Origin of the sequence: Streptomyces sp. IBSBF 2435 (assembly GCF_036815005.1) — a bacterium.
Lineage (GTDB): Bacteria > Actinomycetota > Actinomycetes > Streptomycetales > Streptomycetaceae > Actinacidiphila.
Window position 1 is genome coordinate 1 of the sequence record NZ_JAJSYW010000175.1, and the last position, 15,225, is coordinate 15,225.

Annotated in this window: 12 protein-coding genes; 10 read left to right on the forward strand and 2 right to left on the reverse strand. The window is 74.1% G+C overall.

What is annotated here, in order from left to right; genetic code table 11:
• From V7E46_RS26725 to argF, 7 genes are all read left to right on the forward strand, one after another.
• On the forward strand, positions 1-287 hold a 287-nt coding region (locus V7E46_RS26725), incomplete at its 5' end, for a DUF6099 family protein (protein ID WP_333770792.1).
• Positions 288-320: 33 nt separating this feature from the next.
• The gene (locus V7E46_RS26730; RefSeq protein WP_333770793.1) at positions 321-1,241 is read left to right on the forward strand and encodes an LLM class F420-dependent oxidoreductase; all 921 of its coding nucleotides are present in this window, start codon (positions 321-323) and stop codon (positions 1,239-1,241) included.
• A gap of 9 nt (positions 1,242-1,250) precedes the next feature.
• The gene (mmuM, locus tag V7E46_RS26735) at positions 1,251-2,189 is read left to right on the forward strand and encodes a homocysteine S-methyltransferase (RefSeq protein WP_333770794.1); all 939 of its coding nucleotides are present in this window, start codon (positions 1,251-1,253) and stop codon (positions 2,187-2,189) included.
• A 369-nt stretch (positions 2,190-2,558) separates the two neighbouring features.
• Positions 2,559-4,070, forward strand: a complete 1,512-nt coding sequence (locus tag V7E46_RS26740; RefSeq protein ID WP_333770795.1) for a 3' terminal RNA ribose 2'-O-methyltransferase Hen1 — start codon at positions 2,559-2,561, stop codon at positions 4,068-4,070.
• On the forward strand, positions 4,067-6,640 hold the full coding sequence (locus tag V7E46_RS26745) for a polynucleotide kinase-phosphatase (protein ID WP_333770796.1): 2,574 nt from the start codon (positions 4,067-4,069) through the stop codon (positions 6,638-6,640). The genes V7E46_RS26740 and V7E46_RS26745 overlap by 4 nt, the downstream gene beginning before the upstream one ends.
• Positions 6,641-6,853: 213 nt before the next feature.
• Positions 6,854-8,077, forward strand: a complete 1,224-nt coding sequence (locus tag V7E46_RS26750) for an arginine deiminase (RefSeq protein ID WP_333770797.1) — start codon at positions 6,854-6,856, stop codon at positions 8,075-8,077.
• 128 nt (positions 8,078-8,205) lie between these two features.
• Positions 8,206-9,219: an ornithine carbamoyltransferase gene (gene argF / locus V7E46_RS26755; RefSeq protein ID WP_333770798.1), complete on the forward strand. Its 1,014-nt coding sequence runs from the start codon at positions 8,206-8,208 to the stop codon at positions 9,217-9,219.
• Positions 9,220-9,254: 35 nt separating this feature from the next.
• Here the strand turns inward: argF and V7E46_RS26760 are convergent, their stop codons facing one another.
• Positions 9,255-10,718 carry an FGGY-family carbohydrate kinase gene (locus V7E46_RS26760; protein WP_333770799.1) on the reverse strand — a complete coding sequence of 488 codons (1,464 nt, stop codon included), beginning with the start codon at positions 10,716-10,718 and terminating at the stop codon, positions 9,255-9,257.
• On the reverse strand, positions 10,715-11,770 hold the full coding sequence (locus V7E46_RS26765; protein ID WP_333770800.1) for a 2-hydroxyacid dehydrogenase: 1,056 nt from the start codon (positions 11,768-11,770) through the stop codon (positions 10,715-10,717). The genes V7E46_RS26760 and V7E46_RS26765 overlap by 4 nt, the downstream gene beginning before the upstream one ends.
• Positions 11,771-11,891: 121 nt before the next feature.
• Here V7E46_RS26765 and V7E46_RS26770 point away from each other — a divergent pair, with 121 nt between their 5' ends.
• From V7E46_RS26770 to V7E46_RS26780, 3 genes are all read left to right on the forward strand, one after another.
• Positions 11,892-12,518: a histidine phosphatase family protein gene (locus V7E46_RS26770; protein ID WP_333770801.1), complete on the forward strand. Its 627-nt coding sequence runs from the start codon at positions 11,892-11,894 to the stop codon at positions 12,516-12,518.
• A 14-nt stretch (positions 12,519-12,532) separates the two neighbouring features.
• Positions 12,533-13,333 (forward strand): DeoR/GlpR family DNA-binding transcription regulator, encoded by an 801-nt coding sequence (locus V7E46_RS26775; protein WP_333770802.1) that lies wholly within the window; start codon positions 12,533-12,535, stop codon positions 13,331-13,333.
• Positions 13,334-13,645: 312 nt separating this feature from the next.
• A complete protein-coding gene (locus V7E46_RS26780; protein ID WP_333770803.1) occupies positions 13,646-15,172 on the forward strand; it encodes an FGGY-family carbohydrate kinase in 1,527 nt (508 codons plus the stop codon).
• The last annotated feature ends 53 nt before the right edge of the window (positions 15,173-15,225 follow it).

Consider the following 15,225-nt stretch of genomic DNA (forward strand, 5'->3'; position numbering starts at 1 on the left):
GGGCGGGACCGGTGCTCGCGGCGGCGGGCGCGGGCCCGCCGCGGGCGTCCCGGCTGACCGCGGTCCGCGATCCGGCCGCGACACTGCGGGCGCTGCGGGTGCTGCTCGGCGAGATCACCCATGCCCTGGTGGGACTCACCTGCGCGGTGCAGGACGAGGGGGCGTACTGGCAGTGCATCGAGGCGCTGGACGCGGTGGACGAGGCCAAGGACCGGGTGCGGACGCTGGCCCGGGGCGGACGGATCGCGGGGGAGACCGGGACAGGGGGCTTGTCATGTGTCGATTGACGAGCGGGCGCGCGATGAGTGCAGGATGGGGGAATGGATCTGCGAATCTTCACCGAGCCCCAGCAGGGGGCCGACTACGACACACTGCTCGCGGTCGCCAAGGCCACGGAGGACCTCGGCTTCGACGCCTTCTTCCGCTCGGACCACTATCTGACGATGGGTGGCGACGGGCTGCCGGGACCCACGGACGCGTGGATCACGCTGGCCGGCCTCGCGCGGGAGACCAGCAGGATCAAGCTCGGCACCCTGATGACGGCGGGCACCTTCCGGCTGCCCGGTGTGCTGGCGATCCAGGTGGCGCAGGTCGACGCGATGTCGGGCGGCCGGATCGAGTTCGGGCTCGGTGCCGGCTGGTTCGAGGCGGAGCACACCGCGTACGGCATCCCCTTCCCGAAGGAGAAGATCGCCCGGCTCGCCGAGCAGCTGGCGGTGATCACCGGGCTGTGGGCCACCCCGGTCGGCAAGACCTTCGACTTCGAAGGGGAGTTCTACCAGCTCAAGGATTCCCCCGCGCTGCCGAAGCCCGCGCAGGCCAAGGTGCCGGTGCTGATCGGCGGCATGGGTGCCAAGCGCACCCCGGAGCTGGCGGCCCGTTACGCCGACGAGTTCAACGTGCCCTTCGCCTCGATCGAGGACTCCGGCCGGCAGATCGGGCGGGTCCGCGACGCGGTGCGGGCGGCCGGGCGTCCGGCCGGCAGCATGGTGTATTCGAACGCGCTGGTGGTCTGTGTCGGCAAGGACGACGCGGAAGTGGCCCGGCGGGCGGCGGTGATCGGCCGCGAGGTCGCGGAGCTGAAGCAGAACGGGCTGGCCGGCTCGCCTGCCGAGGTCGTGGAGCGGATCGGGCGCTTTGCCGAGCAGGGTGCCACCCGGTTCTATCTGCAGACCCTGGACCTCAGCGACCTGGACCACCTGGAGCTGATCGCGGCCCAGGTCAAGCCGCAGCTCGGCTGAGGCCGCGCCATGCCCTCGCCGCCCGCTGTCCCGCCCTCTCCCGCTCCCGGAGGGGAGTTGGGGGCGCTGCTGGCGGCGGGCGGCGCCCTGGTGCTGGACGGCGGCCTGTCGAACCAGCTCGCCGACCAGGGCTGCGACCTGTCGGACCCGCTGTGGACGGCCAGGCTGCTTGCGGACGACCCGGCGCAGATCGACGCGGCCCACCGGGCATACGTACGGGCAGGCGCGGATGTGCTGATCACCTCGGGCTACCAGGCCAGTTACGAGGGCTTCGCCCGCCGCGGGATCGGCCGGGCCGAGGCGTCGGCGCTGCTGCGGCGCAGTGTGGACCTGGCCCGCCGGGCGGCGGCGACCCGGCCGGGGGTGAGGGTGGCGGCGTCGGTCGGCCCGTACGGGGCGGTGCTCGCCGACGGCAGCGAGTACCGCGGGCGGTACGGCATGACGGTGCGGGAGCTGGAGCGTTTCCACCGGCCGAGGATCGAGGCGGCGGCTGCCGCGGCACCCGACGTCCTCGCCCTGGAGACGGTGCCGGACATCGACGAGGCCGAGGCGATGCTGCGCGCGGCGGAACCCACGGGTCTGCCGGTGTGGCTGTCCTACACGATCGACGGCACCCGTACCCGGGCGGGCCAGCCGCTGCCCGAGGCCTTCGCGCTGGCCGCGGGCCGCGACGAGGTGATCGCGGTGGGCGTCAACTGCTGCGCCCCGCGGAACGTCCTGCCCGCGGTCGAGCTGGCGACCGCGGCCACCGGCAAGCCCGCGGTGGCCTACCCCAACAGCGGCGAGCACTGGGACGCCACGGCCCGCCGCTGGGAGGGCGCCCCCGCCTTCGCCCCGACCCTCGCAGCCGCCTGGCACACCGCCGGCGCCCGCCTGATCGGCGGCTGCTGCCGCATCGGCCCCCCGACCATCACGACCCTCCGCGCTGCCCTCCCCACCAGAAGCTGACCGCCAGGCCCAGGACCTCGCGGCAGCGGCAGTCGTCCGCCCAAGCTGCCTCGACGTCGACGGGGTCCGGGCCCGTGCTGTGCGCTGCGGGCGCCGCCCCCTCTCACGCGGTGCCTCGCGGCGGCGGCAGTCGTCCGCCTGGACTGCCCTGACGTCAGCGGGTTCTGCGCCCGCGCTGTGCGGCCCGGGTGTTGACTCACGCCAGGCTCCGCCTCGCGGTAGCGGCAGCGGCCCGCCGCGCTGCCCCGACGTCAGCGGGGTTCGGGTTCGCAGCCCGCGCGCCGACCGGGTGCGGCCCCCGCCGCTGGTGCCGCCAGTGCGGGCGAAAAGGCTTGGGACGGTGGGGGGTCGGCGGGCAATACTCGGGGGGTGTTTCTGACGATCTCCACCACAGGCAGCACCGAGGGTCCGGCGACCGACCTCGGGTTTCTGCTGCACAAGCACCCGGGCCGGGCCCAGGTCTTCAGCACCTCCTACGGTGACGCGCACGTCTTCTACCCGGAGGCGGGCCCCGAGCACTGCACGGCCGCGCTGCTGCTGGAGGTCGATCCGCCCGCGCTGGTGCGGCGCGGCAGGGGGAAGGGCCGGGGCGGGGCGCCCGGTTCGGCGCTGGCGCAGTACGTGAACGACCGGCCGTACGCCGCCTCCTCGCTGCTCGCGGTAGCGCTGCGGACAGTGTTCGCGAGCGCCCTGCGCGGCGAGTGCCGTGCGCTGCCGGAGCGGGCCGCAGCGCCCCTGCCGCTGCGGGCCGAGGTGCCCGCGCTGCCCGCCCGCGGCGGCCCCGCGCTGGTGGCCCGGCTGTTCGAGCCGCTGGGCTGGCAGGTGACGGCCGAGCCGGTGCGGTTGGACGACAGCTTCCCCGAGTGGGGCGACTCGCGCTACGTACGGCTCGTGCTGGAGGGCGAACTGCGGCTGGCGGACGCGCTGCGGCACCTGTACGTCCTGCTGCCGGTGCTGGACGACGCCAAGCACTACTGGGTCTCGGCCGACGAGGTGGACAAGCTGCTGCGGTTCGGCGAGGGCTGGCTCGCCGGGCACCCCGAGCAGCAGCTGATCACCCGGCGCTATCTGGCCCGCCGCTGGTCGCTCACCCGGGAGGCGAACGAGCGGCTGGAGCTGGTGCGGCTGGCCGACGCCGACGACGTGGAGGTCGAGGAGATCGACAACGCCGTCGCGCCCGAGCGGCCCGAGGACGCCGAGGAGCGCCCGGCGCCGCTGGCGGTGCAGCGCCGGGAGGCGATCCTGGCCGGCCTGCGCGCGGCCGGCGCCACCCGGGTGCTGGACCTGGGCTGCGGGCAGGGCCAGTTGGTGGCCGCGCTGCTCAAGGAGCCGCGCTTCACCGAGATCGTCGGCGTCGACGTGTCGGTGCGCGCCCTGGAGATGGCCGCCCGCCGGCTGCGGCTCGACCGGATGGGCGAGCGCCAGTCCTCCCGCGTCACCTTGCTCCAGGGCTCGCTCGCGTACACCGACAAGCGGCTCAAGGGCTATGACGCGGCGGTGCTCAGCGAGGTCGTCGAGCACCTGGACCTGCCGCGCCTGCCCGCGCTCGAATACGCCGTCTTCGGCGCCGCCCGCCCCCGGACGGTGATCGTGACGACGCCGAACGTCGAGTACAACGTGCGCTGGGAGACGCTGCCGGCCGGCCACCGCCGGCACGGCGACCACCGCTTCGAGTGGACCCGGCGCGAATTCCGCGACTGGGCCGAAGCGGTGGCCGCCCGGCACGGCTACGCGGTGGAATTCCAGCCGGTCGGCCCGGACGACCCCGAGGTCGGCCCGCCCACCCAGCTCGCCCTTTTCACCAGCACCGGTGCCAGCACCGATGCCGGCACCGATGCCGCGCACGAGAACGAGAACGAGAAGAAGGAGGAGGCGGCATGACCGGGAACGACACGCACGGCACCACTGCTGCGCCCCGCACCCTCGCCGTCACCGACCTGTCCCTCGTGGTGCTGATCGGTGCCACGGGCTCCGGCAAGTCCACCTTCGCCGCCCGGCACTTCGCACCGACCGAGGTGCTCTCCTCCGACTTCTGCCGCGGCCTGGTCAGCGACGACCAGAACGACCAGAGCGCGACCCGCGACGCCTTCGACGTGCTGCACTACATCGCCGGCAAGCGGCTCGCGGCCGGCCGCCGTACGGTCGTGGACGCCACCAGCGTGCAGCAGGAGAGCCGCAGGCAACTGGTGCGGCTGGCCAGGGAGTACGACGTGCTGCCGATCGCCATCGTGCTCGACGTCCCCGAGCAGGTGTGCGCCGAACGCAACGCGGTACGCCCCGACCGCGCGTCGATGCCCCGGCACGTCATCCAGCGGCACCAGCGCGAGCTGCGCCGCTCGCTGCGCGGCCTGGAGCGCGAGGGCTTCCGCAAGGTCCACATCCTGCGTGGCACGGCGGAGATCGACGCGGCCCGGATCGTGGACGAGCCGAGCTACAACAACCTGCGCCACCTCACCGGCCCCTTCGACATCATCGGCGACGTCCACGGCTGCAGCTCCGAGCTGGAGACGCTGCTGGCCGAGCTCGGCTACGACAACGGCCGGCACCCGGCGGGCCGTACCGCGGTCTTCGTCGGCGATCTGGTCGACCGCGGTCCGGACAGCCCCGCTGTGCTGCGGCGCGTCATGAGCATGGTCGAGGCGGGCACCGCCCTGTGCGTGTCGGGCAACCACGAGAACAAGCTGAGCCGCCACCTCAACGGCCGCCGTGTCCAGCTCACCCACGGCCTGGCCGAGACCGTCGAGCAGTTCGCCCGCGAGGACGAGCGCGACCCGGACTTCCGCGGCCGGGCCGCCGACTTCATCGGCGGCCTGATCAGCCACTACGTCCTCGACGGCGGCCGGCTGGTGGTCTGCCACGCGGGTCTGCCGGAGAAATACCACGGCCGCTCCTCGGGCCGGGTCCGCTCGCACGCGCTCTACGGCGACACCACCGGCGAGACCGACGAGTTCGGCCTGCCCGTCCGCTACCCCTGGGCCGAGGACTACCGCGGCAGTGCCGCCGTCGTCTACGGCCACACCCCCGTCCCCACCACGTCCTGGATCAACAACACCCTCTGCCTCGACACCGGCGCCGTCTTCGGCGGCCGGCTCACCGCCCTGCGCTGGCCCGAGCGGGAGATCGTGGACGTACCGGCCGAGCAGGTCTGGTACGAGCCGGTCAAGCCGCTGCTCGCCGAGGCGCCCGGCGGACGCGAGGGCCGTCCGCTGGACCTCGGCGACGTGGCGGGGCGCAGGATCGTCGAGACCGGCCTGATGGGACGGCTCGCGGTGCGCGAGCAGAACGCGGCGGCGGCCCTCGAAGTGATGAGCCGCTTCGCCGTCGACCCGCAGCTGCTCTGCTACCTGCCGCCGACCATGGCGCCCTGCGCCACGTCCTCGGCGGACGGCTACCTCGAACACCCCGCGGAGGCCTTCGCCTCCTACCGGGCTGACGGGGTGCGGCAGGTGGTGTGCGAGGAGAAGCACATGGGCTCCCGCGCGGTCGCCCTGGTCTGCCGCGACGAGGCCGCCGCGGCCGAGCGGTTCGGCACCGCGGCCGGGGTGACCGGTGTGCTGCACACCCGCACAGGACGGCCCTTCTTCGACGACCCGGCCGTCACGGAAGAGGTCATCGGCCGGGTGCGTACCGCCGTCACGGCGGCGGGCCTGTGGGAGGAGCTGGACACCGACTGGCTGCTGCTCGACAGCGAGCTGCTGCCCTGGTCGCTCAAGGCGTCCGGCCTGCTGCGCAAGCAGTACGCGGCGGTCGGCGCGGCTGCGGGTGCCGCCTTCCCGCCCGCGCTGGCCGCGCTGGAAGCTGCGGCCGGGCGGGGCGCCGACGTGTCCGCGCTGCTGGCACGGCAGCGGGAGAGGGCCGTCGACGCGGCGGCGTTCACCGACGCCTACCGCCGCTACTGCTGGACCACCGACGGCCTGGAGGGCGTCCACCTCGCGCCCTTCCAGGTGCTCGCCGTCCGCGGCCGCAATCTGGCGGGTGAGCTGCCGCAGGACGGGCAGCTGGCGCTCATCGACCGGCTGGCCGACGCCGACCCGACCGGGCTGCTGCGCACCACCCGGCGGCTGATCGTCGACACGAGCGACGAGGCGTCGGTCGCGGCCGGCACGGACTGGTGGCTCGACCTGACCGCGGCCGGCGGCGAGGGCATGGTCGTCAAGCCGCTCACGGCCCTGGCCCGCGACCCCAGGGGCGGCCTCGTCCAGCCGGGTGTCAAGTGCCGTGGCCGCGAGTATCTGCGGATCATCTACGGGCCCGAGTACACGCGCCCGGCCCACCTGGCCCGGCTGCGGCAGCGGGCGCTCGGCCACAAGCGGTCGCTCGCGCTGCGGGAGTACGCGCTCGGGGTGGAGGCGCTCGACCGGGTGGCGGCGGGGGCGCCGCTGTGGCGGGTGCACGAGGCGGTGTTCGCCGTTCTGGCCCTCGAGTCCGAGCCGGTGGACCCGCGTCTGTGACCCCCCGCCCTGCCGGGCTTGTCCGGTCCCGGGGCCTTCTCCGACAGGGGCGCGGCCTTCCGCGCACCCTGTCGGGCACCCTCCGCCGCAGAAGGGAAGCCCCTCAGGGCGCGGGGAACCCCGCCCCGGGGGGAGGTCCCGGGACACGGCGCGCAGGTGGGCGAGGGGGTCCGGGCAGATATAAACGCACGGCACATGGGAAGCTCTGCTCTCATGGGATTTCACGTGGACTCCGAGACCGGCCGGCTGCGCCGCGTCATCCTGCACCGCCCGGATCTGGAGCTGAAGCGGCTCACCCCCACCAACAAGGACGCACTGCTGTTCGACGACGTCCTGTGGGTGCGCAGGGCGCGCGCCGAGCACGACGGTTTCGCGGACGTGCTGCGCGACCGCGGCGTCGAGGTGCACCTGTTCGGCGACCTGCTGACCGAGTCGCTGGAAGTGCCCGCCGCGAAGGCGCTCGTACTGGACCGGGTCTTCGACGAGAAGGAGTACGGTCCGCTCGCCACCGGCCCGCTGCGGGAGGCCTTCGACCGGCTGCCCGCGGCCGAGCTGACCGAGGCCCTGGTCGGGGGGATGACGAAGCGGGAGTTCCTGGCCCGTTTCGCGGAGCCGGTCTCGGTCCGCTTCCACGCCATGGACCTGGACGACTTCCTGCTGGCACCGCTGCCGAACCACATCTTCACCCGCGACACCTCCGCCTGGGTCTACGACGGGGTCAGCATCAACGCGATGCGCTGGCCGGCCCGCCAGCGCGAGACCGTGCACTTCGAGGCGATCTACCGGCACCACCCGCTTTTCGCGGACGGCGGCTTCCGGATCTGGTCGGAGGGCCAGAGCGCCTACCCCTCGACGATCGAGGGCGGCGACGTGCTGGTGATCGGGGCGGGCGCGGTGCTGATCGGGATGAGCGAGCGGACCACCCCGCAGGCGGTGGAGATGCTGGCCCGCGGGATGTTCGCGGCCGGGTCCGCGCGGACCATCGTGGCGCTGCACATGCCAAAGCGCCGTGCGTTCATGCATCTGGACACGGTCATGACGATGGTCGACGGCGACACCTTCACGCAGTACGCGGGCCTGGGGATGCTGCCGTCGTACACCATCGAACCCGGCGGCGAGGAGGGCGAGCTGAAGGTCACCGACCACGCGCCCGAGCACATGCACCGGGCCATTGCGGCGGCGATCGGCCTGGACTCGATCAAGGTGCTGACCGCGACGCAGGACGTGCACGCGGCCGAGCGGGAGCAGTGGGACGACGGCTGCAACGTGCTGGCCGTGGAGCCGGGCGTGGTGGTGGCCTACGAGCGCAACGCGACCACCAACACCTTCCTGCGCAAACGCGGCCTTGAGGTGATCGAGATCCCGGGCAGTGAGCTGGGCCGGGGGCGCGGCGGGCCGCGCTGCATGAGCTGCCCGATCGAGCGGGATGCGGTGTGAGCTGCGCCGCAGCCGGGAATCCCGGTAGCGGGGGGGCAGCACGGCAGCGGTTGAAGGGGCTGTATAAGAATGCCTAGTCTCGTATAGACTTCCAAGGTTGCCGATGAACCACCGACCGAGGAGTCCCCATGGCCGTCGATCTCAAGGGCCGCCATTTCGTCAAGGAGCTGGACTTCACGCCCGAGGAGTTCCTGGGCCTGGTGGAGCTGGCCGCCGGCCTCAAGGCGGCGAAGAGGGCCGGTACGGAGGAGCCGCGGCTGCGCGGCCGCAATCTCGCGCTGATCTTCGAGAAGACCTCGACCAGGACCCGCTGCGCCTTCGAGGTCGCCGCGGCCGACCAGGGCGCCACCACCACCTACCTGGACCCGGCGGGCTCGCAGATCGGGCACAAGGAGTCGGTCAAGGACACCGCCCGGGTGCTCGGCCGGATGTTCGACGCCATCGAATACCGCGGCTCCAGCCAGGTCGCGGTCGAGGAGCTGGCCCTGCACGCCGGGGTGCCCGTCTACAACGGCCTCACCGACGACTGGCACCCCACCCAGATGCTGGCCGACGTGCTCACCATGGTCGAGCACAGCGGCGGCGGCGTCACGGACCTCGGCTCGCGCGGCGTCGTCTTCGCCTACCTCGGCGACGCCCGGTTCAACATGGGCAATTCCTATCTGATCACCGGCGCCCTGCTCGGCCTCGACGTGCGGATCGTGGCGCCGCGCGCGTACTGGCCCAGCGAGGACGTCGTCGCCCGCGCCCGCCGGCTCGCCGAGACCACCGGCGCCGCGATCCTGCTCACCGAGGACATCGCCGAGGGCGTCCTGGACTGCGACTTCGTCGTCACCGACGTCTGGGTCTCGATGGGCGAGCCGAAGGAGGTCTGGGCCGAGCGGATCACCGCGCTCGCGCCCTACGCGGTCACGATGGACGTGCTGCGCGCCACCGGCAAGCCGGACGTGAAGTTCCTGCACTGCCTGCCCGCCTACCACGACCTGGGCACCGAGGTCGGCCGGCTGATCCACGAGCAGTACGGCCTGACCGAACTGGAGGTCACCGACGAGGTCTTCGAGTCGGCCCACTCGGTGGTCTTCGACCAGGCCGAGAACCGCATGCACACCATCAAGGCGGTCCTGGTCGCCACCCTGTCCTGACGCACGCCCCGGCGCACGGAAGTCCCGCCCGCCGGTCACCCGCCCGGCCGGCTCCGCCGCGCCAGGGCGCCCGGAAGCTCGCGCCGGTAGTCCTGGTAGCCGCGCTCGTAGCGGGCGCCGGCCTCAGGCCGCGGCGCGACCGTACGGAAGCCGCCGGGCCGGGGCCGGGAGGAGTCCCGTTCGCCCAGCGACCGGCGGGCGGTCAGGACGACGCCGAGCGCGCCCACCTCGCGGGTGCCGGGGACGCGGACCGGGCGGCCGAGGACGTCCGCGAGCAGCTGCGTCCAGGCCCGCGACCTGGTGCCGCCACCGCATGCCATCAGGGTGCGGGTGAGCCCCGCGGCCTCCAGGCAGTGCCGGGCGGCGTAGCCGATGGATTCGCAGACCGCCCGTACGACGTCGGCCCGGCCGTGGCCGAGAGTGAGCCCGTCGAGCCGGCCGCGGGCGCCGGGCGCGACGAAGGGGGCGCGTTCGCCCGCCTCGGACAGGAAGGGCAGGCAGGTCACGCCGTTGGCGCCGGGCGGACTGGCGGCCAGCAGGTCCTCCAGGTCCCCGGTCGTCGCCCCGGTCAGCGACAGCGCCCACTCCAGGCCCGCGGAGCCGACCATGGCGGGCATGGCCCGCAGCCACCGGCCGCGGTCCGGGGTGCACAGCCACATCCCGGCGGGTTCGGCCTCGGGACGGATTTGCACCTGGTCGGTCAGGACCTGCGAGGCCAGCGTCGTGCCGACGATCAGCAGGCCGTCCCCGACGTCCTGCACCCCGCTGCCGACAGCGGTCGCCGGCAGGTCATAGGGTCCCGCGACCACCGGGAGTCCGCGCGGCAGGCCCAGCAGTTCCGCTCCCCGCGCGTCGAGGGCGAGCACCGTGCCCGGTGCGGCCGGCGCGGCGAGCAGGCGGGCCTGCTCCGAGAGCCCGCACGCGGCCAGGGCCTCGGCCGCGTACGTACGGTCGTGCGGGCGCAGGAAAGGGAGCGTGGCGTCGGAGGCGTCCACGCAGACCCGGCCTGTGAGGTGCTGGGCGACGGCGTCCACGCAGTAGCCGGCCACGGCGGAGCGCTCCAGGGTCCCGGGCTCGTGCTCCTGGAGCCAGGCCAGCAGCGGGGCGTGGCTGCCGGGGAACATTCCGGAACCCGTGTGGCGGTGGACCTCCCGTACGGTGCCGTCCGCCAGCCAGCGCGTCACGTAGGAGGACGCCCTGCCGTCCATCCACGAAATCGGCGGGCGGGTGGCCAGGCCCTGTTCGTCCCGCAGCCACAGCCCGTCGCCCTGCCCGGTGAGGGCGAGCGCCGCGGGCGGCGAGTCGCAGCGGCCCGCGGTCTCGCGTACGACGTCGCCGACCGTGCGCAGGACGTGCGCGAGATCCTGCTCGACCCGGCCGCCCGGCAGGCGGTTCAGGCGGCTGCGGCGGGTCGCCTGGGCGAGGACGCGGTCGTCGCCGTCGAAGGCGACGGCCTTGGTGACCGAGGTGCCGATGTCGACCCCGATGACGACCGTCATGACCGCTGCCCTGCGGCGTAGCCGGGGTTGGCCAGATGGTCCGGCTGCTCACCGCGGATGTGGCGCGCGACATCGGCCGCGGCGATCGCGGCGGCGCGCTGGGCGGTCTGCCGGCTCGCGCCCGCCAGATGCGGGGTGGTGATGACGTTGGGCGCGTGGTGCAGCGGCCAGTCGGCGGGCGGCGGCTCGATGTCGTAGACGTCCAAGGCCAGGGCGCCGAGCCGGCCGGTGCGCAGCAGGTCGGGCAGCGGCGCGTAGTCCAGCAGGCCGCCGCGCGCGGTGTTGACCAGGACGGCCCCGTGCGGCAGCAGGGCGAGCCTGTCCGCGTCGAGGAGGTGCCGGGTCCCGGGCGTCAGCCGCGCGTGCAGGCTCACCACGGAGCAGCGGCGCAGGAGGTCGTCGAGCGGCACGGGTTCGACCCCGTCGGCGCGGGCGGTGTCCTCGTCGGTGTAGGGGTCGTGGACCAGTACCCGGGCACCGAAGGCCCGCAGGACCCGGGCCACGATCCGGCCGATGGCGCCGTAGCCGATCAGGCCGACGTCGGCCCCGTCCAGCTCGGTGCCCGCTTCGTCGTACGCGTACAGGTGGCCCTGCCAGTCCCCGTCCCGCAGCGCGTGGCTGGAGGAGGGGATCCGGCGCATGGCGGCGAGCATCATCGCGACGGCGAACTCGGCGGCGGCCGGCGCGTTGCGGCCGGGGGCGTAGCTGACTGCGACGCCGTGCCGGGTCGCCGCGTCGAGGTCGACGTTCACCGGCCCGCCGCGGCAGACGGCGACCATCCGCAGAGCGGGGCTCGCGGCGAAGACCCGCTCGGTCAAGGGCGCCATCTGCGTCACGCAGATCTCGGCGCCCCGCAGCTTCTCGATGACCTGGTCCTCGGTGCCGCTGGCCTCGATGACGCCGCCGACGGGGCCGAAGGGCTCATGGGGCCAGGGCAGGGTCAGCGGGGTCACCATGAGATCGGCCGACAGCCGATCGCCGAGAGCGCCGCGCAGCGCCGTCTCGAAGATGTCGGGGCCGACGAAATGGTCTCCTGCGGCGAGAACGTGCATCGGATCTCCTCTTCACGCAGCGTGTTCGCGCTTCGGATGATAGATCTAACATTTATGATGTGAAGAAGCAATGCCGCCGGGCCGCACAGAGCGGCCCGGCGTCCCGAGTGAGAGGCGTCAGATGGCGACCCGACTGCTGCTCGTACGGCACGGCCAGACCGAATGGCACGCGGAGAACCGCTATGCGGGGATCTCCGACGTGGCACTGACCGAGGAGGGGCTGCGCCAGGCCGAGGCGCTGGGCGCGTGGGCCGGGTCGCGCACGATCGACGCGGTCGCCTGCTCGCCGCTGAGCCGGGCCCGCGCCACGGCCGCCCCCGCCGCCGGCCGGCTCGGCCTCGTCCCCGAGGTCGTCGCGGGCCTCAGGGAGGTGGACTTCGGGTGGGGCGAGGGCCGCACGCTGGCGGAGATGCGGGCCGCGGACCCCGACGCCGTCCGGGCCTTCGAGACCGACGCCGCGGCCCACCCGCTGCCGGGCTCCGAGCCGCCGCTGCCGGCCGCGCGCCGGGGCCGGGAGGCGCTGCGCGGCCTCGCGGAACGCCACCCGGGCGCCGTCGTCCTGGTCGTGGCCCACAACAGCCTGCTGCGCCTGGCGCTGTGCCTGATGCTCGGGATGGACGTCGGCGGCTACCGGCGCCTGCTGCCGGTGCTCGACAACGCGGCCGTCACCGAGATCGAGGTGGATGGGGAGCGCACCGGCCTGCGCTCGCTGAACGTGCCCACGGGTGCCTTCCCGCACGCCCTGTGAGGGAGACTGTGGGAATGAACACCACCGGCGCGTGGACGGGTACCGCCCGCCCCCAGGACGCCCGCAGGCAGACCATCGCCGAGCATGTGCTCAAGCGGGGATCGGCCACAGTCGCCGAGCTGGTGGAGCTGACCGAGGTCAGCGCGATGACCGTCCACCGCGACCTGGACGAGCTGGCCAGGCGCGGTGTGCTGCGCCGGTTCAGGGGCGGTGTCTCGGCCCTGCCCTCGACGGTGTTCGAGAGCAACCTCGACTACCGGCTCGGCGTGCACGTCGCCCAGAAGGAGGCCATCGCCGCGGCGGCCGCCGAGCTCGTCGAGCCGGGCATGTCGGTGATGCTGGACGACTCCACGACGGCGCTGGCGCTCGCCCGGCTGCTGGCGACGTTGGGACCGCTGACGGTGGTGACCAACGCGCGCCACATCGTGGACGTGTTCATCGAGCACGACGAGATCCGCCTGATCGGCCTCGGCGGAGAGTATTCGCGCACCCACGACTCCTACCTGGGCGTGCCGTGCGTGGAGGCGATCGAGGCGCTGTCCGTGGACATGGTGCTCGTCAGCACCTCCGCGATGGACGCGCGGATGACGTACCACCAGGAGCAGGACGTCGTGCTGGTCAAGCGGGCGATGCTGCGGTCCGGCACCCGCAGGACGCTCATGATGGACCGCTCGAAGATGTCCCGCACGGCACTGCACCGGCTCGGACCCGTGGCCGACTTCGACCACCTCGTGGTGGACGAGGGCGTGGACGCCGACGCGCTCGCCGAACTGCGGGAAGCCACCGACGTGCGAGTGGCCCCGGCGGCCGGCTGACCCCTGTCGCCGAGGCCGCCGGCTGACCCGCTGTCAGTGGCGCCGGCCGGCCCCGCCGTCCCGGTCGTCGGCCGCGCCGCTGCCGGTCGGTTACGGGGTGCGGGCCGCCGGCCGGCTCCGCCCCGGACACCGGCGGAGGTACCCGTACGCCCTGGGCAGTACCATCCAGAGCTGTTAATCTCACATGACATGTGATGTAAGTGAGCCGGAGTGACATCTCCGTCCTTCGCGTGCGCTCCCGTTTTCCCACGGGGAATCAACGCGCTGTCACTTTGTGTCATGACCCCTCAGGAGAGGAACGGGCGCGCCCCCATGACTGCTTCCGATACGACGACGGCGCCGCACGCCGTCCCCGTGGTCGTCGGCCTCGATGTCGCGACCGCCGCCGTGCGCGTGGTGTGTGTCGACGCCCGCGGACGGGTCGCCGCAGCGGGCGGCGCGGACCTGCCCCAGCCGGTACGCACCCCGGGCGGCGGCCGTGAGCAGGACGCCGGGACCTGGTGGCCCGCCGCCGCCGAGGCGCTGCGCCAGGCCACCTCGCGGCTGCCGGGCCGTGGCGCCGAGGTGCGGGCGATCACCGTCTCCGCGACCTCGGGCACCTTCGTCCTGGCCGACAGCGCGGGCGAGCCGGTGTGCCCCGGCTCGATGTACGACGACCGGCGCGGCGCCGATCTCAACGCCGAGGCCCGACTGCTCGGCGCCGACCGCTGGAAGCGGCTGGGCCTGTCGGTGGGCCCGACAGCGGCGCTGGGCCGGGTGGCCCGGCTGGCACGGCTCAGCCGCGGCCCGGCCCCGGCCGCCGACGACGGCTGCGACCGCCTGCGCAGCGGGGACGCCGGGTCCTTCCGCGTCCTGCACACCCCCGACCTGCTCGGCCGGCACCTCACCGGGGCGCCGGTGGCCGCCGACTGGAGCCACGCGCTCAAGACCGGCTACGACCCGGGCGCGGGGGAGTGGCCGGCCGAGGTCCTCCCCGCGCTGGGCGTCCCTGACACGTGGCTGCCCGCCGTCCGGGCGCCGGGGTCCGAGGCCGGCGTCGTCTGCCGGCGGGCGGCGGACGAGACGGGGCTGCCCGAGGGCTGCTCGGTACGCCTGGGCATGACGGACGGCTGCGCGGGTCAGATCGCCACCGGCGCGGTCCTGCCGGGCCGGTTCGTGGGTGTGCTGGGCACCACTTATGTGCTCAAGGGCGTGACCCGGGACCTGGTCACCGACCCCTGGGGCGCGATGTACAGCCATCGGCACCCCGACGGGTGGTGGCTGCCGGGCGGGGCGTCCAACACCGGCGGCGAAGCGCTGGCCGGCACGCCCGCCGACCGGCTCGCGGCTCTCGACGCCGCCGCGTCCGCCCGCGGCCCCGCGGCCTGCGTCCACTACCCGCTGCGCCGCGAGGGCGAGCGCTACCCGTTCGTCTCCGGTGCGGCCCGCGGCTTCCGGCTCGGCGCCCCCCGCGACGACGTCGAAGGGCACCGGGCGGCGCTGGAAGGCGTCGCGTTCCTGGAGCGGCTGGCCGTCGACCATGCCCGGGCCCTCGGCATCGCCGTGGACGCCCCGCTGCACACCGCGGGCGGCGGCAGCCGCAGCGCGCTGTGGAACCGCGTCCGCGCCACCGCTCTGGACATGCCCCTGCGCACCGTCCCGCGGGCGGAGACCGCCTTCGGCGCCGCGCTCATCGCCGCGGCCGGGACGCTGCACGCGAGCCTGGCGGACGCCACCGACGCCATGGTGGAGCCGGGGCAGGTGGTGGAGCCGGTGCCGGCCGAGCGCGAGGCGCTCCAGGACTCCTACGGGCGCTTCACGGCGGAGCTGCGCGCGCGGGGGTGGCTGGACAGGGACTGACCGGGGGGGGGGGGGGGGGGGGGGGGGGGGGGGGGGGGGGGGGGGGGGGGGGG

Excerpts from the sequence above, each read along its gene's own strand:
- V7E46_RS26730 (WP_333770793.1), top strand. The coding sequence starts at position 321 with ATGGATCTGCGAATCTTCACCGAGCCCCAGCAGGGGGCCGACTACGAC.
- mmuM (WP_333770794.1), top strand. The coding sequence starts at position 1,251 with ATGCCCTCGCCGCCCGCTGTCCCGCCCTCTCCCGCTCCCGGAGGGGAG.
- V7E46_RS26745 (WP_333770796.1), top strand. The coding sequence starts at position 4,067 with ATGACCGGGAACGACACGCACGGCACCACTGCTGCGCCCCGCACCCTC.
- V7E46_RS26750 (WP_333770797.1), top strand. The coding sequence starts at position 6,854 with ATGGGATTTCACGTGGACTCCGAGACCGGCCGGCTGCGCCGCGTCATC.
- argF (WP_333770798.1), top strand. The coding sequence starts at position 8,206 with ATGGCCGTCGATCTCAAGGGCCGCCATTTCGTCAAGGAGCTGGACTTC.
- V7E46_RS26760 (WP_333770799.1), bottom strand. The coding sequence starts at position 10,718 with ATGACGGTCGTCATCGGGGTCGACATCGGCACCTCGGTCACCAAGGCC.
- V7E46_RS26765 (WP_333770800.1), bottom strand. The coding sequence starts at position 11,770 with ATGCACGTTCTCGCCGCAGGAGACCATTTCGTCGGCCCCGACATCTTC.
- V7E46_RS26770 (WP_333770801.1), top strand. The coding sequence starts at position 11,892 with ATGGCGACCCGACTGCTGCTCGTACGGCACGGCCAGACCGAATGGCAC.
- V7E46_RS26775 (WP_333770802.1), top strand. The coding sequence starts at position 12,533 with ATGAACACCACCGGCGCGTGGACGGGTACCGCCCGCCCCCAGGACGCC.
- V7E46_RS26780 (WP_333770803.1), top strand. The coding sequence starts at position 13,646 with ATGACTGCTTCCGATACGACGACGGCGCCGCACGCCGTCCCCGTGGTC.